This is a genomic window from Flagellimonas sp. (assembly GCF_965233845.1).
Lineage (GTDB): Bacteria > Bacteroidota > Bacteroidia > Flavobacteriales > Flavobacteriaceae > Flagellimonas.
Map to the genome: position 1 here is coordinate 2470937 of NZ_OZ247584.1, position 23825 is coordinate 2494761.

The 23825-nt window shown below is 42.5% G+C and carries 19 protein-coding genes; 10 read left to right on the top strand and 9 right to left on the bottom strand.

Annotated elements, in window-relative coordinates; all coding sequences use genetic code 11:
- From ACO6S0_RS10870 to ACO6S0_RS10890, 5 genes are all read right to left on the bottom strand, one after another.
- A complete protein-coding gene (locus tag ACO6S0_RS10870; protein WP_422348405.1) occupies nucleotides 1-1794 on the bottom strand; it encodes a hypothetical protein in 1794 nt (597 codons plus the stop codon).
- 14 nt (nucleotides 1795-1808) lie between these two features.
- Nucleotides 1809-2990, bottom strand: coding sequence for a DUF4249 domain-containing protein (locus ACO6S0_RS10875; RefSeq protein WP_422348406.1), 1182 nt, complete (start codon nucleotides 2988-2990; stop codon nucleotides 1809-1811).
- Between the two features lie 11 nt (nucleotides 2991-3001).
- Nucleotides 3002-5779, bottom strand: a complete 2778-nt coding sequence (locus ACO6S0_RS10880; RefSeq protein WP_422348407.1) for a TonB-dependent receptor — start codon at nucleotides 5777-5779, stop codon at nucleotides 3002-3004.
- Nucleotides 5776-6486 (bottom strand): hypothetical protein, encoded by a 711-nt coding sequence (locus tag ACO6S0_RS10885; protein ID WP_422348408.1) that lies wholly within the window; start codon nucleotides 6484-6486, stop codon nucleotides 5776-5778. The genes ACO6S0_RS10880 and ACO6S0_RS10885 overlap by 4 nt, the downstream gene beginning before the upstream one ends.
- A 276-nt stretch (nucleotides 6487-6762) precedes the next feature.
- The gene (locus ACO6S0_RS10890; RefSeq protein ID WP_422348409.1) at nucleotides 6763-7218 is read right to left on the bottom strand and encodes a DUF4442 domain-containing protein; all 456 of its coding nucleotides are present in this window, start codon (nucleotides 7216-7218) and stop codon (nucleotides 6763-6765) included.
- Between the two features lie 247 nt (nucleotides 7219-7465).
- On the opposite strand from ACO6S0_RS10890, the gene ACO6S0_RS10895 reads away from it, so the two are divergent.
- The 8 genes from ACO6S0_RS10895 (at nucleotide 7466) to ACO6S0_RS10930 (ending at nucleotide 15053) form a co-directional block, all read left to right on the top strand.
- A complete protein-coding gene (locus ACO6S0_RS10895; RefSeq protein ID WP_422348410.1) occupies nucleotides 7466-7948 on the top strand; it encodes a DUF4870 domain-containing protein in 483 nt (160 codons plus the stop codon).
- Complete coding sequence (locus ACO6S0_RS10900; RefSeq protein WP_422348411.1) at nucleotides 7948-8460, top strand: nuclear transport factor 2 family protein; 513 nt, start codon at nucleotides 7948-7950, stop codon at nucleotides 8458-8460. The genes ACO6S0_RS10895 and ACO6S0_RS10900 overlap by 1 nt, the downstream gene beginning before the upstream one ends.
- Before the next feature lie 207 nt (nucleotides 8461-8667).
- Entirely contained in the window at nucleotides 8668-8997 is a 330-nt protein-coding gene (locus ACO6S0_RS10905) for a PadR family transcriptional regulator (protein ID WP_097045933.1), read from the top strand.
- Nucleotides 8998-9006: 9 nt separating this feature from the next.
- Nucleotides 9007-10740, top strand: coding sequence for a PspC domain-containing protein (locus ACO6S0_RS10910; protein ID WP_422348412.1), 1734 nt, complete (start codon nucleotides 9007-9009; stop codon nucleotides 10738-10740).
- Nucleotides 10741-10895: 155 nt separating this feature from the next.
- Entirely contained in the window at nucleotides 10896-11618 is a 723-nt protein-coding gene (locus ACO6S0_RS10915; protein ID WP_422348413.1) for a head GIN domain-containing protein, read from the top strand.
- Nucleotides 11619-11725: 107 nt separating this feature from the next.
- A complete protein-coding gene (locus tag ACO6S0_RS10920; protein WP_422348414.1) occupies nucleotides 11726-12736 on the top strand; it encodes a dipeptide epimerase in 1011 nt (336 codons plus the stop codon).
- A gap of 5 nt (nucleotides 12737-12741) precedes the next feature.
- Nucleotides 12742-13785 carry a pyridoxal phosphate-dependent aminotransferase family protein gene (locus ACO6S0_RS10925; RefSeq protein WP_422348415.1) on the top strand — a complete coding sequence of 348 codons (1044 nt, stop codon included), beginning with the start codon at nucleotides 12742-12744 and terminating at the stop codon, nucleotides 13783-13785.
- 65 nt (nucleotides 13786-13850) lie between these two features.
- Nucleotides 13851-15053, top strand: a complete 1203-nt coding sequence (locus ACO6S0_RS10930; protein ID WP_422348416.1) for an NlpC/P60 family protein — start codon at nucleotides 13851-13853, stop codon at nucleotides 15051-15053.
- Between the two features lie 78 nt (nucleotides 15054-15131).
- On the opposite strand, the gene ACO6S0_RS10935 is transcribed toward ACO6S0_RS10930, so the two are convergent.
- Together ACO6S0_RS10935 and ACO6S0_RS10940 are read right to left on the bottom strand one after the other, a co-directional pair.
- Nucleotides 15132-16619 (bottom strand): SusD/RagB family nutrient-binding outer membrane lipoprotein, encoded by a 1488-nt coding sequence (locus ACO6S0_RS10935; RefSeq protein ID WP_422348417.1) that lies wholly within the window; start codon nucleotides 16617-16619, stop codon nucleotides 15132-15134.
- A 10-nt stretch (nucleotides 16620-16629) separates the two neighbouring features.
- Nucleotides 16630-19785: a SusC/RagA family TonB-linked outer membrane protein gene (locus ACO6S0_RS10940; protein WP_422348418.1), complete on the bottom strand. Its 3156-nt coding sequence runs from the start codon at nucleotides 19783-19785 to the stop codon at nucleotides 16630-16632.
- A 458-nt stretch (nucleotides 19786-20243) separates the two neighbouring features.
- Between ACO6S0_RS10940 and ACO6S0_RS10945 the strand changes: the two genes are divergently transcribed.
- Nucleotides 20244-20693 (top strand): hypothetical protein, encoded by a 450-nt coding sequence (locus ACO6S0_RS10945; RefSeq protein WP_422348419.1) that lies wholly within the window; start codon nucleotides 20244-20246, stop codon nucleotides 20691-20693.
- An 87-nt stretch (nucleotides 20694-20780) separates the two neighbouring features.
- Here ACO6S0_RS10945 and trxB read toward each other — a convergent pair whose 3' ends face one another.
- Nucleotides 20781-21749 (bottom strand): thioredoxin-disulfide reductase, encoded by a 969-nt coding sequence (gene trxB / locus ACO6S0_RS10950; RefSeq protein ID WP_422348420.1) that lies wholly within the window; start codon nucleotides 21747-21749, stop codon nucleotides 20781-20783.
- Between the two features lie 553 nt (nucleotides 21750-22302).
- On the opposite strand from trxB, the gene ACO6S0_RS10955 reads away from it, so the two are divergent.
- Nucleotides 22303-22782 carry an OsmC family protein gene (locus ACO6S0_RS10955; protein WP_422348421.1) on the top strand — a complete coding sequence of 160 codons (480 nt, stop codon included), beginning with the start codon at nucleotides 22303-22305 and terminating at the stop codon, nucleotides 22780-22782.
- A gap of 23 nt (nucleotides 22783-22805) precedes the next feature.
- On the opposite strand, the gene ACO6S0_RS10960 is transcribed toward ACO6S0_RS10955, so the two are convergent.
- Nucleotides 22806-23570, bottom strand: a complete 765-nt coding sequence (locus ACO6S0_RS10960) for an SDR family NAD(P)-dependent oxidoreductase (RefSeq protein ID WP_422351819.1) — start codon at nucleotides 23568-23570, stop codon at nucleotides 22806-22808.
- Nucleotides 23571-23825 lie beyond the last annotated feature (255 nt).

The following is a 23825-nucleotide window of genomic DNA, read 5'->3' on the forward strand; positions in this document are numbered from 1 at the left end:
TTATTTGACCACAAAGGTTTCCTTCCAGGAAATCGGGTTCCCTTGTTCAGTAAACCCCTCAAAAGACACTTCATAACAACCAACTACATCAGAAGTGTAGAATTCTATTGGAGATGGGTCTGAATCTAATACCACCTGGGGTAACCATAACAACTGTTCCCTAAAGTCAGGGATTTGGTCTGTGTCTGATCTTGTGGCTTGATGGTATTTTTGGTTGAAGTACTTTTTTGTAGGCAAAGGAGCAAATAGTTCCACAACCTGGATGTAATCCCTGTTGAATTCCTCCGGAAAGCTACCTTCCAATGTTTCCATTGCTATGATTCCATTATAAACAATGGAGTTTATCACGCAATCTTCCCGGGAGATATGGATTTGTTTGATCCTTTTCGCATCATAATCAATAATATCCGAATGCTTTTGTATCAACAACCCATCCACCAGTACCAATGGTAAAAGATTTGAGGCTATGTCATCTTCCCCGCTCCTAACTTTGAGGACTTCTTCCCCATTTTTTTGCTTGAACACCCATACATGCTCCAAGACTTCGGAAGCCGTCTCCCTAACCGTTGAAAATCGGGTATAATCATCCAAATCATAAATCTTGGAGAAGGTTCTATAAATGGGCAATGTCTGTGCTATGGGCACTACCGTGTCCTGTTTTAACTCGATAAAGGCATTTTCTACTTGATTGTGAACACTCCGCTTCAATATCAAATCCGCCATCTCTGTTGAAATACGTAGCTTGTTGAATTGTAAATCTCCATAATCCATAGAAGGTTGTTCATTGATTTGAAGATCATATTTATCCCAATTCTCGCCTAAAATTTGAACATAGGCCTTGCTGTTCAAATAGTCTTGGTTTAGATTAAAATAGAATTCCCCTGCCGAATTGGTCCGAGTTAGCTTAAGGACAAACTGCTTCCCCGGAATGGATAATGCCACTTCCTCTTCTTCCAGTACAAAACCCGGATCCTTGGACGTGATCGTTCCTGAAATCAATTCGCCCCTCAGTTCCGGTAAATAGATTGGGTTTGATGGGCTAGTCCTTGATTCTAATTGCGAGTTGCGTTTTTTTACATACGACTGGGCTGAAGACAGCTGTGGTCCTCCCAGAGAATCCACTTTGCGAATGGAAACCGAGTAGTTTCCCTTGGGAATTCCTTTTTGGAGTGATCGTACAATCAATAATCCCCGCTCCCGAGTACTGAATTCCTTTTTGCTCAATTCAAAAGCGAAAAACGGATTGGGTTCCACACTTTCCTTTAGGTCTGTGTGCCCTATTGTCTTTATGGATGGTAGAATGGAATCCTGGGCCTTTTGTACAATGGCCCGCTGATCACTTTGGAATGGATTGATCAGACCAATGTCACCGGTGTAAAAGTGATTCAAGCCGAAATTTTTCATCCATTGGGTATATCCAATAAGTTTGTAGTTTCCCGAAGGTACTGTTACCGGAATAAAGAACTCGCCCTGCCCAACACCATTCTTCAGTTTAATTTTATGACGGAAAATTAAGTCCCCATTCTCCCCAATCAATTCTACATAGGCTATTTTACTAAAATTACTTGGAGTTGTGGATTCAGATTTTAATGCATATACTTTATAGTACAACTGTTCCCCTGCTAATAATAAGGATTTGTTGTGGTGGAGGTACACCATTTCTTGGTGGGTGTAGTTCGAAACCAAATTTTTACCATGGTTATCTGAAATCATGGCCTGCCCATTGGTAATATAAGGAATCAATAGCATGAAACCCGCAATCAAACTTTTAACAATTTCTCTTATGACAGCCATTCCATCCATACTTGTTATTCTTCCCAAAATTCAGGTTCGGTTGTTTCCCACATCACAGAACAATCTGCACAAACCGTTGAAACAACGGCAATATCTCCTGTTGGAGTTGTACTATGGTATCGCACCATATCATCGGCCAAAAGATCAAAAATATCTGGGGTCCCATCGTTGGTTTCCAAAGGTGCAACAAATGGCAAACAGCCATCTACATACGGAGGTAAGTCCTCATCTGGAAAATAGTCGTTGTAATTGAAAAAGATTCTTTGGGATGTTACGGATGCTACGTGAAAGAATCCGAGTACTTTTTCATTTGCATTGCTTGTTGAGCGGACGTTCCCACTAAAAAATCCAGGCTGACTTGGAGAAAACAAATCGCCTTCAGCAGTCGATTCCTCCAATGTCTCCAGATAACTGTACGATTCCTGGGAGATGACCATTTGTTTGACGAGAATGCTATAGCGGTGCGATAAAATAAAATTATTTCTATCGATAAATCGCACCGAAAATCTTTGCACCTCACCCGAGTTGGATTCCTGAGGCCTGTTCAAGATGATATCGTTGGATGAATCGGTATTGTAGCAGGTACGCCCCACATCACCTTCTATTGGCCAAACCACAAGTTCACCCCCTAGAATCCTTAGGGTTTGCCCGCTCCACGAAGGAGCAACTATTTTATATGTTTCTTCGAATTTGTATCGCAAGTACTTGGAAAGTTGGGAATTGTCGTACTCTACTGATATGTCAACGCCCTCCGTGCCATCATTGGCTGTTCTGGAAACCATCAAATTATTAATGGGAGTGGGTTCTGGTCCCAAAACCGGATCCGATTCATAGGTGCGCCCATCCCTGGTGGTAACCAACAACCGATAGGTTCTACCTGGCACAGTTCCAAATTCGGTTACCGACCCGTAGGTTCCCGGGAATACCTCTTGAAATTCGTATTGGTTACCAAGGTCATCCACCACGGTCACATTGGCACTTACTTCCGGTGTTGGAACCAAATCTTCCAGACGGAAAGCCCGATTCAACAATATTTCCTGTTGCTTCACCTCATTGGTGAGGGTAGCCTCAATGACCAACGCATCCTCAAAAGTTTCAGTTTCCGGTACAAAAGATTCCACACAACCATAAAGGCTAGCTACTAGAAGAATCAATACTGCGATCCGTAGTATGCCAAACTGGGCCTTATATGTCATCTTTCCTTGTGTCAAAACTTAAAATTATAGGTAATGGTTGGTATTGGAATAGCAAAAATGGAGCTTTTATAAGCCTTGATTTGCCCTTCTTCCGTTACAAAGAATACGGAAAACGGGTTGTTCCTTCCCAACACATTGTACACTGATATATTCCAAAAACTATGGGCAAACTTTTTAATTTTATGGTTTCCCTCGATATTAAAACTGACATCCAATCTGTAATAATCCGGGATTCTAAATTTGTTTCGGTCACTATAAAAAGTGTATTCCTTGCCCTCGTACACATAATTGCCAACAGGATAGGTCACCGGTCTTCCCGTCTGGTACACAAAATTGGCCGAAAGACTAAAACGCCGGTTAAATTTATAGTTGGTCACCAAACTAAGATCATGGGGCTTATCAAAATTGGAAGAAAAATATTTCCCTCCATTTATTCGCTCTTCTTCCAAGTTCCCATCAAATTTGATCAGGGAACGTGAATAGGTATAACCTAGCCACCCATTTACCTTGCCTTGGTTCTTTTTTATCAACAGTTCAACCCCGTAGGACTTACCATCTCCTTGAAGTACGTTAGTTTCCACCGCCTCGTTCAATAGAAGATTGGCACCGGTCTTATAGTCCAATATGTTGGAGAACTTTTTATAATAGCCTTCAATACTTAGTTCATACTCGTTGTCATTGATGTTTTTATGTAGTCCCAAGGCAAATTGATCGGCCCGTTGGGGTTCTATATTGATGTCGGAAAGTTTCCAAGTATCCGTTGGAGAAGCGGTTGTGTTGTTGGACAAGGTATGTACATATTGAAAAGTGTTGTTGTAGCTGGCCTTGGCCGAAAGGCTTGGAGTCAAAAAATATCGAGTTGACAACCTGGCCTCCAGACCACCATAAGATTTGATTACCTCATTATTGTCAAACGTTTGGGTCTCAACAAGGGTTTCTTCACTCCTGGGCTGGCCTTCTGCATAGATCCGCTGCGCTGATTCCCCTAAAGCCGCATACCAGGAATACCGTAATCCGGCATTGATGGATAATCTATCATTTATTTTGAAATCATCGGATAGGAACACAGCGGCCTCCAGGCCTTTTTCCTTGGGAAGAAAAACGGGGTCAACAATGGATTCTCCGGCCAGAGGTTCAATACTTCCTGGATTTACATTGTAGAGTTTTCCAGATATTCCATAGTCAAAATTATGGGAAGCATTGTATAAATACTTCATTTTCAACTTTAGCAAGGTCTCTTCAATATCGTACTTCAAATCAAAATCGCCCACTGAATTGGCGTCAAAGTTTATATCGAACTTGTATTGGCTATTTGTAAAAATGAGATCTCCCTTGCTTTTGTCACTAAACTTATGGTTCCACTGGAGTGATACCGAACGATTGCTATAGGTCTGCAAGGAATCCCGGGTCACATTGAAGGCATCCCTGCTATAATACCCCATCACTTTAACATCGTTGTTCTTATTGATCTTATAGTTGTATTTGGCAATAACATCAAAAAAAGAAGCTTCACTATTGCTTAGGTTCTCATCTTCAAGGGAGCGTAAAATCCAATTGGAATAGGTAGCCCTTCCCCCTACCAAAAGCGATGATTTGTCCTTGATCAGTGGTGTTTCCAAGGTTAAATTACCCGTCACGGGACCAATGGAAGCCTCCCCAGAGAATTTTTGGTCATTTCCATCTTTGGTGTGAATGTCAAATACCGAGGACAATCTTCCCCCATGTTCTGCCGGGATGTTCCCTTTGTAAATATCCACATTGTTGGAGGTAAATGGATTGATTGCAGAAAAAAGACCAAAGAAGTGGGAAGGGTTATAAATGACCGCATGATCTAACAGGATAAGATTTTGGTCTGTTTTTCCCCCTCGTACATTGAATCCGGATGCTCCCTCCCCTGCAGTGGTGACCCCGGGCAAAGTAGTGGCCACTTTAAAGATATCCCGCTCTCCCAATACCAGGGGTATATTTTTTATTTCCTTGATTTCGATTTGAAGGACACCTCCAATGGTCTCCTCAATGTTCCTGTTCCTATCCCCTTCCACGACCACTTCATCCAGTATTTCGAAACTCTCCGTAAGTTCAAAATTCAACTGCCCATCGCCATAAACAATCAACTCCTTTTGCTCTCCCCTATAACCCAACGCACTTACCTCTATCTGTTGTCTTCCTACTGGCAGACGAATGCTAAAAAAGCCCTGGGCATTTGTGGTTGTACCTTGTCCATTTTCCTTGACCACTAGGGCCAAACCCTGAATAGGCTGTTGGGTAACCGAGTTAATGGCATAACCCTGAAGGGTCGCAAATCGATTTGGGCTGTTTCTATCCTCCTTGCCAATTTTGACGATTTCTCTCGTTTGTTGAACTGCTCCCTGACCTGTTCCTTGCAGGATAGGCATAATATCCCTGGCATGAATGCTTTCCACCGCCATGGAATCGGTAGTTTGTTCCTCCGAACTAGGAAAAAAGTTGTCAGGAAGCTCGTCATAAATAATACTTCCCTTGGTGAGCACCACTCGTTTACCATCCATTATATGATAGTTAAGGTTGCTATCGGAGAAAAGGTCGTTTAGAATTTCATTGATGGAGATCCCATCATAACTTTTGGAAATTGAACGGGTATCCAACCAGTCGTCCACATAATAAAAAATGTAATCCGTGCTTTCCTGAAGTTGAACCAATGCCTCCTTCATGGATTGGTTGTCAAAGGACAAACTTAATTGCTCGTCAATTTCCTGGGCAAATCCACAATAAAAACCCAATACCAATAAAGCACTTAGTATATGTTTCATTCCTCCGTTGTGCTTTTGTTGGATAAAAGTTGTTGGTGAATCACTTCCATCATTTTAATGACGTACTCGTCCCTGTTGGTTTTTTTGAGATTGTCAAAGGATTGTTTGTTCAGCGCACTCTTGGCTTCGGGGAAAATTCGGAGTATATCCTTTTTGTTTTTGATTTCGGTCAAATGGCCTCCATGGTTTACGTAATAGGCATTCTTGCTCACGAATTTATAGCGCACTAGGTTCTTTTTGTAATTGGCAAAACCGACCTTTTTATGTTTTTTCAAGAGTCGAAACAAAGGGTTTTCAGACAACACCTCATAAAATGAAGTCACCTTGGCTTGACCTTCCCCCTCATGGACAACTGCAAGGAATCTGCGTCCGTCGATAACAAATTCAGAAATTCTCTCCTTGACCAACTTCAATAGCTGCACTTGCGCATCACTTCGTAACGGTAGCAATAGTTCATCTTCATAGAGATCATATTTCATATCAACATCGAAATAGGTCTCCCCATCAAACACGATATGTCCCTTTAGGTAATCATTGGATGCATAGAATTTATGTGTGCCATCAACAGTACCATATTTCGCAACGGTCAAGGTTCCCTCCAGTAAATTGGTGTTTTCGATTCCCGTGGTTTTGTCAAACCAATTGTAGTGGTCTTTTTCCTGAATGGAAGATTGCCCCAAAGCCCATCCGTTGAAGAAAAGGAACATTGCGCACGTTATTGGAATTGCCCTAGTTTCCTTCATGACGGTTAATTGGTTAAGCAACTACAATAACAAATTGCAAGCCGCTTGGCAAGACGGAAAGATGAAGTAAAAATCATGACCGTTTTTCGATTACTCTAATGTAGCTTTTAAAGCAGTGTGAAGAAAATAGTTTAGACGAATAACGTTATATCCCACAAAACCGGCGTTTTTGGGCCAACAATGGTCTATTTCGAGCTTATAAACCAAACAACAAGAACAGAAAAACTGGGGATGAGAAGCCTACTCTTTTATTTTGACCGTCCACTCAAAATGGAATGTGGAAACCTCTATCCCATCTTTGTTTACTCCCACCGATTTCATCCAAAAGGTCTGCCCCTCACCCGTATTAACAGTTTTTTGGAGTGCCTCTTCTATTAAATGCCCATCCTCGCAGGTAAAGGTTATTCTTCCCGTGGCCTTTTTGGTAAAGGCTGCTTTGTTGTTGGCCACCAACATGGAAATGTTTTTACCACTTTTCTGGATTTTACGAATGACCATAGCACCGGTACTTAGCTCTGCAGCCATGCCCTGAACGGCCCAAAACATGGATCTAAAAGGATTCTGGTTGAACCATCTATGTTTTACACTCGTTACTGCTTTTTGTTCGTCAATATAGGTAAGGCGTACGCCACACCACCAGGCGGCAGGTAGTTTAAAAAAAGTGAAAGTATTGAATTTACTGGGACTAAGAGCCATGACTTATGTTTTGGTCGGTTAAAAATAACCAAATTAATCGTTACTTCTATTTGTTAAAAAAATGTTAATTTATAGTACTTTGTTTTGCATAGTACCATCTTTTGGATATATATTTGCATCGTAAGCTAATAGGTGATGCTTGTCATCAACCCGAAGCAAGCTCGGGTTCCCATCCAAATTTGGGGCCAGCCTAGTTGAAATTCTGTAACAATTTCAGAATGACAAATTGCAAAATCATCAATTAAAAATGGCAACAACATTAACCAAACACGAACGAAATTTATCCGCGATCATACATGCGTCCACCTTTTCCAAGTATTTTATTCCTTTTGGGAATTTTATTCTGCCGCTGATTTTGTGGACGGCCAATAAAAAAGAGTACGCATTTGTGGATTACAATGGTAAGCAGGCACTTAATTTTCAAATTAGTATGCTGTTGTATTCCATTGTTGTTGGATTGGTAAGTATTCCATTTTTTATCGGGTTTTTACCTGATTTATTTGACTGGAATTTCCTAGGCTTTCATCGGTTAAATGACCTGAACAATTTGAACATCCATTTTGATAGCGACGATTTTCGGTTCGGTCGGTTCTTTTGGCCGGTGGGTATCACAGGGCTGCTTCAGGCAGCCCTAGTTGTGATCAATGTGGTTTACACCATCTTGGCCACCATTAGGACAAATGATGGGGAGACCTTTAAATACCCTATTACCATAAAATTCATTAAATAATGAAGGAGCTGAAACACATATTGGTATTAATGTTTGTGGGGGTTTCCGCAATTGGGATTGCCCAAGCGGATTCGGATTCAGCCTTGTTCAAGACTTTGAAAGAAAAAGATAGTCTCCTATTTGATGCCGCCTTTAATCAATGTGACATCGCCACTCTGAACAATATGTTCACAGCGGATTTCGAGTTCTATCATGACAAAGGAGGTTTTACCGAGGGCAAGGAGACTTTTATCAATCAAATAAAAGAGGGTTGTTCCAATAGGAAGCAAGGCGAACCTCAACCTGCCAAAAGGTTTTTGGTAACCGGAAGTCTGGAAGTATTTCCCTTATACAAAAATGGCGAACTGTACGGGGCAATTCAACATGGGGTGCACACCTTTGAATTTCTTGATGAAAAAAAAGTATACCAAAAAGGGGATATTGCCAAGTATACACATTTATGGATATTGGAGGAAGGAAATTGGAAAATCAAAAGGGAGTTGAGTTATGACCATCAAATACAACATAATTAGCATCATCAATCAAAACATAAGGAGTTTAATCATCAATCAAAAAACGAAAAAACATCAATCAAATTAAATCATCAACCTGCCTGCCGGCAGGCAGGTCAAAAAACGTTTCCGCTCCCTCTTCTCATCAAAGAGGGACTGGGCGGAAGCAAAAAACGAACAGTTAAACAGATCCCGAACCTAGTTCGGCAAAATTAGAACCATGAAGTTATGAACATAGAAAACACAAAAGCACAAATGCGCAAAGGGGTTCTGGAGTATTGCATTCTGTCCATCTTAAATGACAAGGACAAGTATGCCTCAGAAATACTCGGAGCCTTAAAAGACGCTAAGATGCTGGTGGTGGAGGGCACCATATACCCTCTGTTAACGAGGCTGAAAAATGCTGGATTGCTCAACTACCGTTGGGAAGAATCCACCTCTGGCCCACCCCGAAAATACTATGCCCTTACCGAAACGGGAAGGTTGTTTCTCAACGAATTAAACGGTACCTGGGATGAACTAAGAAATGCAGTTAATCTGGTAACCAACACAAAATAAGAATCTAAAATGAACAAGACAGTAAATATAAATCTAGCCAATACCCTCTTCCATATAGATGATGAGGCGTATAACAAGCTTAGGCGGTATCTGGAATCCATAAAACGTTCCTTCTCCGGAACGGCTGGAAGCGATGAGATCATAGCTGATATTGAAGCAAGGGTCGCAGAGCTCTTCTTGGAAAAAATGGAAAACGAAAGGCAAGTCATCACCCAAAAGGAAGTGGACGAAGTCATCAATATTATGGGGCAGCCCGAAGATTATATGGTGGATGAGGACATTTTTGAGGACGAACCGAGAAAAAGCCAAACCGAGAACACCAGAAGAACTAAAAAACTGTACAGGGATATTGACCAAAAATACATTGGGGGTGTATGTTCCGGTCTAGAACATTACTTGGGTATTGATGCACTTTGGGTAAGATTGCTTTTTATCCTTTTGACCATTTTCAGTGGTTTCGGACTAGTAGCCTATATCCTCCTTTGGATTTTGGTTCCCGAAGCAGCCACCACCTCCCAAAAATTGGATATGTCGGGAGAGCCCATCAACATCAGCAATATAGAACGCAAAGTAAAAGAGGGGTTTGATGATGTTGCAGACAAGGTAAAAAACGTTGACTACGAAAAGGTAGGCAACAAGGTCAAGAGCAGCTCCAAGACCTTTTTTGATACCATCGGGGATATTATCATGTTCCTGTTTAAGATTTTTGGCAAGTTCATTGGAATATTGTTGATCATCATCGGGGCATCCAGCCTGGTAGGATTGTTCATTGCCATGTTTACCGTTGGTATGTCCAATGCCGTGCACATTCCCGGAGTGGATTTCTATGAAATCGTGAATACCACGGGAGCACCGGTATGGCTGATGTCCATCCTTATCTTTTTCGCTATCGGTATTCCGTTTTTCTTCCTGCTCTATTTGGGGTTGAAGATTTTGGTGAACAACTTGAAATCCATTGGAAACGTAGCCAAATTTTCCTTGCTCGGGCTTTGGTTGATATCCATAGGAACCATTTTTGCCCTGGGTGTTCGTCAGGCAGCGGAATTTGCCAATGTGGGCAGTGTGAACATCAAGGATCAAATGTATTTGGAAAATCCGGAGGATACGCTGGTCATCAAAATGAGGGATTCCGAATTGGAATTCAATATGGATGATGTGCATTTTGGACGCATGCGTTTTACCTATGATGAAAATGACAAGCGGATTTTGATTTCGGATGACGTGAACTTCAAAATACGAAAGTCCAAAGATGATCAAGTGTCCATAAATATTAGAAAGGACTCCCATGGAAGCTCTACCCCAGCTGCTAGGGAAAGAGCCAGACAGATCAATTATGGGTATGAGGTGCAGGATAACGAAATAATCTTTGATGATTATTTGACCACGGCAACCTCCAACAAGGCCAGGAACCAAGAGGTGACCTCAACGATTTTTGTTCCCGTAGGGAAAATCATCCAGTTTAATGAGTCCACCAGAGGACATGTGGGCCGTGGAATCAAAAACGATAGGGATTACTACAGAAGCAATATGATCGGCCATATATGGATCATGGGAGAAGATGGAGAACTTAAATGCCAAGATTGCCCCGAAGAACTGGAATCGGATGAGGAAGAAGAGGGTGGACGGATCATTTTGGACGAAAACGGAATCGATATCAATGTGAAAGACCGCAATGATCAATTTAAAATGAAAATTGATGAGGACGGTATAGAAATCAAAACAGGAGATCAATCAAACAATTGAGCAACCATTTTTGACAGTTGGGAAAATATTAGTACAAAATAACAATCATAAACACGAATTTCATACTGAATTAATTTCAGTATCATTTGAACACTTCATAAAATCAATCAATTAATAACAAATGCCCAGCCAAGCTGAGCATAAAAAGAACAATCATGACAACACTAGCTAGAATCGCAATCGCAGTATTATTGGCACTTTTTGCCTCCTCCTGTGTGATGGACATCAACTTTGGGAATGGCAAGAAAGGTAACGGACAGGTGGTGGAGGAAACCAGAAAGGTGACCGAGGAATTTACCGTTGTATCCGCCTCCGAAGGTCTGGATGTATTTGTAACCCAAGACCAGGATTTCAAAATTGAAGTTGAAGCCGATGAAAACATCATCGACCTTATCGGTACGGATATTAGGGATGGAAAACTCAGAATCCATGCCATTGAAAACATAGGAAGAGCGACCAAAAAGGTTTATGTCTCGCTTCCAGAGATCACAGGGCTAAAAAGTTCCAGTGGTGCGGACCTAATCGCACAGAATGTAATCGAATCCGAGAAATTGGATTTGGATGCAAGCAGTGGATCTGATCTTCATATTGAACTTGTAGCTGTTGAAGTTTCTGCAGATGCCAGCAGCGGCGCGGATATCAAAATATCAGGAAAGGTAGATGTCTTCTATGCGGACGCAAGCAGTGGCGCAGATATAAGGGGGCGTGATTTATTGGCCAAAACCTGTAATGCGGACGCGAGCAGTGGCGCGGGAATCTCTATAAATGTTTCGGAATCCCTAACAGCCGATGCCAGCAGCGGTGCGGACATTTCCTATACCGGTGATGCCAAAGTGCACACTAAAAAATCAGTCTCTGGCAGCGTCCATAAATACTAATTGAACCAAACCATCCAAAACTTGGAAAACCCGTTGAAATTTCAACGGGTTTTTGCTTTTCCAATTACCCTTGTGGTTATCTTAGTGCGTTCAAAACCGAGGTACGCATGCGCATTGAAATTAGAAAGTACGAGTTACAGTTACAACACCCGTTTGGCATATCAAGGGAAACCCATGTAACCCAGGATACCATGATTGTCTGCCTGTCGCACAAGGGAAAAACAGGATATGGCGAATCCACTTCCAATCCCTATTACCACATTACGGTGGAAAGCATGAAGGCAGAGATAGCGGCAGTCCAAAACCAAATCGAAGCGTATGGGTTTGATACTCCTGAACGCTTCTACAGCCATCTGGAAAAGTTGGGACTGCAAAACTTTACACTTTGTGCCTTGGATTTGGCCGCCCATGACCTTTATGGTAAGTTATTGGACAAACCCCTTTATACTATTTGGGGAACCGATCATTCAAAATATCCTATTACCAACTACACCATTGGAATTGACACGATTTCAAAGATGGTGGAAAAATTGAAGGAAAAGCCATGGCCAGTTTATAAAATAAAGCTGGGAACACCAGATGATGTAGCCATTGTGAGGGAACTCCGCAAACATACCGATAGTGTTTTCCGTATTGATGCCAATTGTGCCTGGACCGCGGAGGAGACCATAGCGAATGCCCCACTGCTAAAAGAGTTGGGGGTGGAATTTTTGGAACAACCCCTTAGGGCGGATGATTGGAAAGGCATGGAAAGGGTTAAAAAGGAAAGTGTGCTTCCCGTCATAGCTGATGAAAGTTGCATAGAAGAAGGCGATGTTGAAAAATGCAACGGTTACTTCGATGGCATCAATATAAAATTGACCAAGTGCGGGGGACTTACCCCTGCCCTACGTATGATTGAGAAGGGTAAGAGACTGGGGCTAAAAATTATGGTGGGCTGTATGACGGAATCTTCCGTGGGTATTTCCGCTATTGCACAATTGCTTCCCCAACTGGATTATGTGGACATGGACGGTGCCATGTTGCTTAAGGAGGACATTGCCCATGGAGTAACCATTAAGAACAATGGGGAAATCGTATTCCCGACCACAGCTGGAAGTGGCATAACTCTAAAGTAGTGGCAATGACCATTGATTCTTACCCTGGGCGAACAATTCATAAAAACGGCAAGGAATATCTCTATTTTGGGGGAACAAGCTATTTGGGCCTTCAATTGGACAAGGAGTTTCAAGACCTGTATATCAAAAATCTAAGGAAGTACGGCACCAATTATGGAGCCTCCCGAAAATCCAATATTCAACTTAAAATCTTTGAAGAAGCCGAGACCCATTTGGCCGAAATGGTGGGGAGTGAATCCTGTATCACACTTTCTTCCGGATATTTGGCCGCGCAGTTAGTGGTGCAGACCCTTGTGAAACAAGGACATCCTGCCATTGCGGTTCCCAATGCCCACATCGCACTTTCAACAGGTAATGTCATTCAAACAGCCAGTTCTGAAGAATTTCATGCAAAGCTTACCGAATTTCTGAACTTGGAAAAGGACATTATCCCGGCCATCCTTTTTGATACTATCGACTTTTCCAAAGGACAGTATCCAGATTTCGAACTTTTACGGCAATTGCCTTTGGATAAAGTTATTTTAGTGGGGGACGATTCGCACGGAATGGGCATTGTAGGCGCAAAAGGGAGCGGCTGCTATAGCATGTTAAAGCAATTAAAGCCCGCCCAACTGATTGTTTGCGCTTCCCTGGGAAAAGGTATGGGTATTCAGGCCGGGGCCGTATTTGGCACCAAAAACACTGTGGACATGCTAAAGAACACTGCTTTTTTTGGTGGGGCAAGTCCTGCGTCTCCTGCTTTCCTGAGCACGCTTGTAAATGCTGGGGAAATCTATAAAAAAAGAAGGGCCCTGTTAATGGAACATCTTGAATACATGGAGGACGTACCCCATTTTAAACAACTCTTCTCTCATATTACAGGACATCCCACATTTGAGTTCTGTAATCCCGAACTGGCCAAATTTTTGGAACAAAACGGGTTTGTTTTCACCAATTTCAACTACCCGGATGATAATGGTCCCATCGTAAGCAGAATTGTGCTGAGTGCCCATCATAAAAAAGAGGATTTACGCAAACTAGTGGATTGTCTACATACTTTTATCCCTTAATGATCGAGTGGTGTCAATTGTGTACCTTGTACGTATCCAATTGAACCATAATTTAAACTGAACTTATGAAGTATCCATTCCTTCGGAAAAAAAGATGGTCTCTAATCATTCTTCTAACCATAATTGGTGTGTCCTGTACGACCGATTCGTCTTCAAAACACAATGGGGTTAAGATGATTATTGACTCGGTAAAAGAAGCACACGTACCCGATAAACGAGTCGCCATCTTTGAAATAGATGCCGAACCGACCAAAAATGGCTACATAGTAAAAGGCGTCACGAATATTCCTGAAGCACTGGAGGCCTTACAAACGGAGCTAAAAAAACAACAAATTGAATATATTGATAGTACCGAGGTTCTTCCGTCCAAAGCGCTTGAAGGTAAGGTACGTGGAGTTATCAAAGTTTCTGTTGCCAACCTGAGGGGACGACCTGCCCATTCTGCCGAAATGGTTACCCAGGCAATTATGGGAACTCCCATTAAAATCTTTCAAAAAGAAGGAAGCTGGTACCGTATACAAACGCCAGACCGGTATTTGGGTTGGGTAGATAGCGGAGGTCTCGCTTTAATGGACAAAACTCAATTTGACGCATGGCAAGGTTCTGATAAATTAATCTACACCAAAACCTTTGGAAATTCCTTTGAGAAAGCAGATAAGGCTTCCCAAGTTGTGTCCGATTTGGTTTTTGGCAACGTTTTGCAATTAACCGCGGAAAAAGATGATTTTTTTGAAGTGAACTACGCTGATGGAAAACAAGCTTACGTTTCCAAATCCGAAGCAGTGCCTTACCAGATATGGAAAACGCAACTCCCTTATAGCAATGAAGCCTTGGTGGCCACATCCAAAAAAATGCTTGGCGTGCCCTACCTCTGGGGAGGAACCTCAGCCAAAGGGGTAGATTGCAGCGGCTTTACCAAAACAGTATACTTTATGAACGGAATGATCATACCCAGGGATGCCTCCCAACAGGTCCATGAAGGGATTTTGGTTGATGTTGATGGAGATTTCAGTAAACTGGCACCTGGAGATTTACTCTTTTTTGGAAGAAAGGCCACGGATTCAACTCTGGAAAAAGCGACCCATGTGGGCATGTGGCTCGGAAATAATGAGTTCATACACTCGGCGGGGGATGTGCATATTAGCAGTATGGAGCCGAATGCTGAGAACTTTGATGAATTCAACCACAATCGATATCTCAGGACCAAACGGCTCTTAAACGAACAGGACGAAGGCATTCTTTATTTGACGGAGCAAAACGTATTCTAATTTTTGACCTTGGTGAACTTCAAAAAATGCAAAAGGCATCCCGTGGGATGCCTTTTTTGTGGTTATACCTCCATTCATCTATTGGTCCCACCATACCGGAACCGTAGGTTCCTCTTTGTTTGCAGAAACATGGTCCGGGTTCCGGGTCTCCTCCGTATCCGGATAGACAGCCCTAACCAGCCATTGGTTCGGGTATTCACTTTCCGCGCTGTCTTCAGGTAGCGCCAGATCCAAGAAAACATCCGTAGAAAAATCATACCGCCTAAAATCCACAAAGGTTTCAGGGTTCAGGAAATTGGCAATGTATTTCTCCTTCATTATATGGTTGAGCATCAATCCGGAAGCGCCCATTGCAATGGTTGGGTCGGCTAAATAATCCGTACCATCCACGCCCAATTTGTCCATGTTGGAGGAAATGCCTGCCAAATAGGCGTTGTAGGCATCATCCGTAGCACCTGTACTGGTCTCGTTACCACCGTTGACCAGAAATTCTGCTTCGGATTTAATGAACATAGCTTCCGCATATGTGATGATGACCAATGGGGAATCCAAGGAAGAGTAGTATCCGTTATCAGCAAAATCGGCATTAGCGGATTCTCCGTCTGAGGATAATCCAAGTCCCCCGGAAACATAACCGCGGTAGGGATCTCCAGGTTCACCCTCATTATCTGCATAAACAGGCAATCTTGGGTCCATGCTTACCGTTCCGCCCGTAAAGGGGTACAAAGTGCCATCCATATAGCTTACCAATTGGTCACCAATTTTATCGTGTGCATTACCGGTCTCAACAGCCAACACTTGTCTGGAGTGCCAAGGGTTTATGTTCCTTTCCTCAAAAAAGATTTGAAAATCGTCATCATTGGACTCAAAACCGTTCTCTATATAGGACAAGGCTTCAGTTGCAGCTGATGCTCCATCCACCTCGGACAAATGAAGGGCAAATCTGGCCCTGAGGGTGTAAGCCGCCCTCATCCATTGTTCAATATTGCCCCTGTACACAATATCGCCAGTTGATGTGGGAGAGAATTCAGATGCGTTGGCTTGGCCCAAGTCCGCTATGGCCTCTGCCAACAAAGCATCTATTTCTTGATAAACGGTTTGCTGGGCATCAAAGGCAGGGGTTGTGTTTTCCACACCCAGAGAAGCCTGGGAAAATGGAACATCATCCCAATTATCGGTTGCCAAGCCCATATTTATGGCCATCAACACCTTGGCAATTCCACTAAAGTGGTTGGAGTTGGATGCTTCTGCTTTTTTCAGGATTGTATTGATATTGGGCAATGCGTACAAATAAATCTGGCTCCATGCGGATGCGTTGGAGGTGGCACCGCTGGATGCTCCACCTTGGCCTGTAAAGTACTGTGTGTAATTGCCAAAGGTACGTTCCGTCCAATATTGGGCCAAAACCGTATGGTATATTGCAGGGCCTAAAAGGTCGTTCATACTAAGTTGTTCTTCCGTGGCCGAACCTGAAGGTGTGTTCACATCAAAATAGTCTTTACTGCAACTATAGGTCAACAAGGCCAAAAAACAGCCTATGGTTTTTATGAATATGTTTCTTTTCATCTTTCTTTTTTTAAAATTCAAAGGTTAGCCCAAGTGAATAACTTTGGGTTAAAGGCGTGGTAAGTCCGGTAAATCCATAGATATTACTTCCAGCACTGAACTGGTTGCCTTCTGGATCAAAACCTTCAAATGGTGTCCATAAAATAATGTTGTTCGCATTTGCATTGATTGCAGCTCTTGTCATCCCCATTCTGTCCAAAAGTTTTGCGGGAAGGTCAAAGCTCAGTCCTAGGGTTCTCAATTTTACCCAAGACCCGTCTTGCAATAAAACTTCCGAGGCCGCATTATAGTTATTGGCGTCTCTATAGAAATCATTGGCAGTGACCAATAACTCTTGGGTATTGGGTGTAAAACCACCATTGCCATCGTCCATAGCCCCCTGCAGAACTTTGGTTTCATCCCTAAACTCGGTCAGTTTCAGATTACCGTTTCTAATACCATTGCGTCTTCCCCTGTCGTACAAATCGCCCCCGGCTTTATATTCTACCAAGAAGTTAAGTCCTAGATTTTTGTACTTAAAGTAGTTGGAAAGTGTAAGGACATAATCTGGGAATGCGTTGCCCACCACCACTTTTTGATTGTCGCCCTCAGTATAAAAACCAGTGTTTTCCGATCCTGTGACCACCCACTTTCCTTCGGGTCCTACATAGCGTTGGCCATCTGGAGTGGTTTGGAACACCCATCCGTATAAAGTGCCCAATTCATCTCCTACCTTTGCTTTGGCCGTAATCCAATCATCAAAGAAAACTATTTCGTCCAGATCGTTTGGAACAGCGGTCACCTCGCTCCCATTGGTGAAGAAATTGGTAATGGCCTCCCAATCAAAGTCTTCGCTGTCTATAATCTTGTAGCTCAGCAGTAATTCATGTCCCCAAGTCTCAAAATCTCCTGCATTCCTAACCACGCTGGACAAGCCAGAAGAATATGCGGCGCCAACTGGAAATATTTGATCTGAGACCTTGGATTTATAGTACGAATAATCCAATCGTAACCGATTTTTCAAAAACCTAAGATCTGTGCCAATTTCCAAGGTATTGTTCCTTTCCGGAATCAAATCCGGGTCGCCAAACTGTGTACTGGCCCTAAATCCTCCTGCACCACTGAACGGAAAATCACTATCATTAATGAAATATTGGCCAATCTGCCCAAAATTTGGGCCTTTACCTACCTGCGCCCAGGAAGCCCTAAGCTTACCAAATGTGAAAAAATCACCATTGGGGTCTATCATATTATGGAACAAGTAAGATAGGCTGGCACTTGGATAAAAGAAGGATCTATTTTGTGGAGGCATCACCGAAATCCAATCGTTACGCCCGGTAAGGGTTAAAAACAAGACATCCTTATACTCAAATCTTAAATCTCCAAAGACACCCATGTTTCTTAACTGGGTAACTGTGGTATTGCCAAAAAGGTTCAAGGTATTGCTAATCTCATTGATTCCTGGAACGTTCAGACCTTCTCCCCTTATAAAGGAATAGTCGGTTTTTATATCGGAGAGTTGATGGCCCAAGGTCATTGATACCCCAAAGTCATCAGAAAAACTCGTGGTGAAGGTTGCCAAGAAGTTGGACTCGAGTCCTAAAAAATTGATGTTCTCATTTACGATAAAACCACCAACCTGACTTCCTACATCCACATCAGCAGGTACAAAACGGTTACGTAGATCCGAATAGTTGTCCACTTGTGCAGCATAGGTAATGTTGGCCCAAGCAGCGGGCTTCCAGTTAAAAGTTGCATTACCAACCCATCTGTTCACCTCGTCCTTGAGGTTACTTTTCTCGGCCAGGTATCTTGGATTATCTATAATTCCGTCCGAGTAATTTTTCTCTGACCCATCTGGTAGCAAATAGTCATTAATGTCAAAGGTTGCTGCCCAATAAGACAATGAGCTAAAGACAGACTTATCTCCTCCAACACCTCTGGCACCACCAGAGTTGGCATACGTTATGGAAGCCTTTATCCCAAACTTGTCATTAACCTTATGCCCCCCTTTTAATCTGAAATTGTGCTTGTCGTAAAAAGTATTGGGCAAGATACCTTCATCACTGCTTTTTCCGGCGGAAAAATAATAATCAAACGTATCGGAAGCACCACTAATGTTAACGTTTACTTGAGTGTTTACGCCAGTCTTGAACAAGTTGTAGGGGCTATGGAACTTATCATTGCTCAAGTCTACAACAGTGTCATCTTCCAAAGTGAAGCTATCATCTGTATACGGAACCCCCCATGCGTAGAAAGAGAATCCAGCATATCTGGTATATCCATCTGGGCTATTGGGGTCATCCACAGCAGGTATTTTTGTAGTCCTGTGGCCTTCCCTATAAATGGTTTGTAATTCTGGGGTCTTTTTTACCTCCCTTAAGGATGTTGATGCGCTAACCCCCACCCTGGTACGGCCTTGCCTTCCTTTTTTAGTAGTGATCACAATGGCTCCGTTGGATGCCCTTATCCCATAAAGGGATGTGGCCGCAGCACCTTTAAGTACGTTAAAACTCTCAATATCTTCTGGATTAATATCACTTGCCCTGTTGGAAAAGGCAAACTGTTCATTGCTCCCGGTTGCGTTAGATCCCGCACTGGGTAAAACGTTTCCCGCAAAGGTGTCATTGTTAAGGGCAATTCCATCCAAAATGATCAAGGGTTGGTTGTCCCTTCCCGGATTCACTGAGGTAACTCCTCTAATCAGGATATCCACACCACCACCGGCCGATCCTGATGTTCTATTGATTTGAACTCCAGCCACCCTTCCGCTCAATGTTTCCAGCGGGTTTACGTTGCCCGCGAGATTCAATTCCCCTACATCCACTTTTTGTACGGAATATCCGAGGGATTTTTCCTTTTTCTCAACACCAAAAGCAGTGACCACCACTTCGTCCAATTGTGTTGAATCTTCTTCCATGACAACATCGAGCCTGGTCTGCGAACCCAAGGTAATTTCTTGGGTCAGCATACCCAAGTACGAAAATCGCAGTACTTGTCCGCTTGAAGCGGAGATGGAATAATTTCCATCAAAATCTGTTGTTGTTCCATTGGCTGTTCCCTGAACAACCACCGAGACCCCGGGTAACGGTGCTCCCAATTCATCTGTAACACTACCTGAGATTGTTTGTCCGTAGGTAAGTGCTACAAAGAAAAATGCATAGCCTGCATACAATAGTTTCTTCATAAATGTAAGATTTGGTAATTCTACTTAGACCATAACCGCTGCATACACATTTCAATACTGAATGCCGTGCGCGTTAAGGGTCACTAAAAAAGAGATTGAACTATTTTCTTTTCATGTTTCATGAAAGCGGTATTTGAGGTAAGAATAACCGCAGAAAGGCGTAAAATAGTTATAAAATTCTACAATACATCCAAAAATGTTGTAAAAATATTGCTTCAATGGGTTTAAGAAAGAGCTATCATCTTCACCGGCTGGCTCTTACGTCTTTTCCTGGTTTTTCAGAAATTGAAAAATGTAGGGAAAAGTGAAATGACCCAAAAATCGAAAAAATGCCTCGGGCCTGGGATTTATTTAGGTGATTTTGATACTATCAATTTTAAGGGGTATTTATTGATTAGTTGTTAAAAAAATCATACCTTATATGTGGAAAACTGAATTCTAACACTAAACGCAATGCCATGAAAAAAATACTCGGATTGGCTCTGTTGATGTTCTTTCTGATATCAGCGTCAAAATTTGGCTCACCAAAAGCTCCAGCAATGCATTCAATTGAAGGGACTTGGGAACTTCAGAGTTTTTACAATTATGATGACGGTGTAAATATTTCTGATACCATTCCAACAGCGGATGGATATAGACAGGTAAAAATGTATTATAATGGAAAAGTTATGTGGTCCAGATATGCTCCCCAAGATTCCTTGGAATGGTTTGGGTATGGCACTTACCGAATTACGGCAGATTCCCTTATAGAAACCTTGGAGTATGCATCATCGCCCATGATGCGGGCCATGGATACCCTGCGCGTTTTTAATTTTGAACTAAACCTGACCAATGACACCTATAGCCAAATCAGTTTTGACGAAGAGGGTCAACGGACGTTTTCAGAAAACTATAAGCGCATTGATTAATTGAATTAGCGCTCCACTAAAAAAGGCACCGCTTTTTTGCGGTGCCTTTTTTATTATCACATATCTATCTTTTTTGGATATCAACAGCTATGATGCCACAGCCTCTTTGCTCTCCACAGCGGCCAAATAACGCTCAGCATCAAGGGCAGCCATACAACCTGTACCGGCCGCGGTAACTGCCTGGCGGTATTCCTTGTCCTGAACATCTCCACTCGCAAAAACACCTGGCTTATTGGTCTTGGTGGACTTCCCTTCGGTAATGATATATCCGGTTTCATCCATATCCAATTGACCTTTGAAAATATCGGTGTTGGGTTTGTGCCCAATGGCTATGAACAGCCCTGTAATAGCAATATCCTCTTTCTCCCCAGTTTGGTTATTGACCATGCGAAGTCCTTCAACCACTTGATCACCCAAAACCTCATCAACCTCCGTATTGTATTTAATCTCGATATTGTCCAGGCTATTTACCCTATGTTGCATGGCTTTGGAAGCCCTCATATAGTCCTTGCGCACCAACATGGTCACCTTTTTACAGATGTTGGCCAAATAAGAGGCTTCTTCCGCTGCGGTATCGCCCGCCCCAACAATGGCCACTTCCTGGTCTTTATAAAAGAACCCATCACAAACGGCACAGGCTGATACACCTCCACCTCTAAGGCGTTGTTCACTGGGAATGTTCAAGTATTTCGCTGTGGCTCCAGTGGAAATGATAACTGTTTCAGCCTCAATTTGCTTGCTATCATCCACAGTGATTTTATGTATTCCTCCTGGTTCATCACTAAATTCAACGGCAGTCACCATTCCAATTCGTACTTCAGTTCCAAATCGTTCCGCCTGCTGCTGCAATTGGACCATCATGGTAGGCCCATCAACTCCTTCTGGATATCCTGGAAAGTTATCTACTTCTGTGGTAGTGGTTAACTGGCCTCCTGGCTCCATTCCCGTATACATTACGGGTTTCAAGTCCGCTCTTGAAGCATAAATAGCCGCAGTATATCCAGCAGGACCTGAGCCTATAATTAATGTTTTTAATCTTTCTATCTGTTCTGACATAACAAAAATTCTCCTAAAATTTGTTCTACAAAAGTAGGTTTTTTGTACAGAAACTTACATTTCACTTTAGATTGAATTGGAATAGTTGTGCACAAATTTGTTGGAAAAATGTTGATGCAGGATAATGGGTAAAAAAAGGAAAAGAGTCCGGGTCTCGACTCTTTGTCCAAACATGCAGGTTAAGTGAATGAAGATATATTGTATGCTGATCCAAAACCGTCGGCCAAGGGGCTCAACCTCAAAACCCCTCAGCACAACGGAAACCTCGTAGTTGTCAGAATTAGGTAAGGAACGCTTGAAAAGTGTTCTCAAAATACTTTGTATCTGACTGTTCGGAGGTTTGAACCTAAATGTCTATGACCTTTCATTAATTCGTGAACAAACATAATACGCCCATCCATGAAAATGGCCTCCCAATGGACGGATGCCCCTTCTGCGTTTACGGATGACCGTTCTGGATCAATATTTACAAAATTGATCGTAGTATCTTTAGCAACTGAATGATGTAAAATTCCAACCCAATAGTTCAAAAGATTCGCTTACATAACTTATCATGAAGGAACATAAGTACCAAATAGATCTTAAATGGATAGGAAGTCAGGGAGTGGGTACTTTAGATTACCGTTCCTATAGTCGGGATTTTGAAGTAAGTGCTCCCTTAAAGAGCCACCTGATCCAAGGGTCTTCGGATCCAAGTTTCAGAGGAGATAAAACAAGATATAATCCTGAGGACGTTTTTCTATCTTCAATTGCATCCTGTCATATGCTGTGGTTTCTGCATTTGTGCAGCACGAAAAAAATTGTGGTGTTGGAATACCAAGACCAGGCAACAGGTACCATGACCGAGGAAAAGGATGGCAGCGGAAGGTTTAAGGAGGTGACACTACATCCAGAAATCGTTGTGGCAGCATCCGTGGATTTGGAACTTGTGGAAGAACTGCATAAAAAGGCCAACGAAATGTGTTTTATTGCCAATTCCTGCAATTTCCCAATTGGACATAAACCCAAGGTTAAAGTACTAGGAGAATATTGAGATATTTGGGTGGCGTACTCCGTTTATCTACCCATCCAGCCACCATCCACCACTATAATACTCCCATTCATGTAAGCGGCCGCTTCTGACGAAAGAAATACCACGGGGCCTGCAAAATCCTCGGGTTTTCCCCATCGTTCTGCCGGAATCCTTGCCATAATGGCTTTGGATCTTTCCGAATTTTCCCGAAGATCTTCCGTGATATCCGTGCTAATATACCCTGGTGCTATCGCATTTACGTTTACCCCGTGTTTGGCCCATTCATTGGCGAATGCCATGGTGAGCTGGCCTATGGCACCCTTACTGGCCGCGTACCCAGGAACGGTAATACCTCCTTGAAAAGTCAAGAGTGAAGCCGTAAACACAATTTTACCAGCTCCCCTTTTAACCATCTCCTTTCCTATTTCCCTGGTCAGGATAAATTGGGCATTCTGATTCACTTCAATCACTTCATCCCACAAGGCATCTGAGTGCTCCGTCACTGGGGCGCGCTTTATGGTTCCTGCATTGTTTATAAGAATATCGATGACAGGAAAATCCGATTTCACCTTGTTTATAAAGTTGTAGAGGGAATCCCGTTGGCCAAAATCACAGCTGTAAGCCGTAAAGTTTCTTCCAATGGACTGCACCTCCCGTTCCACATCGCTCCCAGAGGCCTCCAATGTAGCGCTCACCCCAATAATATCTGCTCCCGCTTCCGCCAAACCCAAGGCCATGGCTTTTCCAATACCTCGTTTACATCCTGTAACCAATGCAGTTTTACCCGCTAAGCTAAACTTGTTCAATATTCCCATACGCTTTTTTGAAACTTAAGATTGAATCCTATTCTTTATAATTCCTACCAAAGAAACCTAAAAAAGTCTATCTGTAGAAAACTTACGGCATTATTCCGTTGTCCATGGTAGAGTTAAGTTCGAAAATAAGCTGATTTTCAACATTTAAAAGCATCACTTTGGAAGAATCCTGTTCATCCAATCCAAATAAAACACAAAGCCAATGGCATGTTATAATCGGAACAACATCCCAAACAACTTTTATAATTG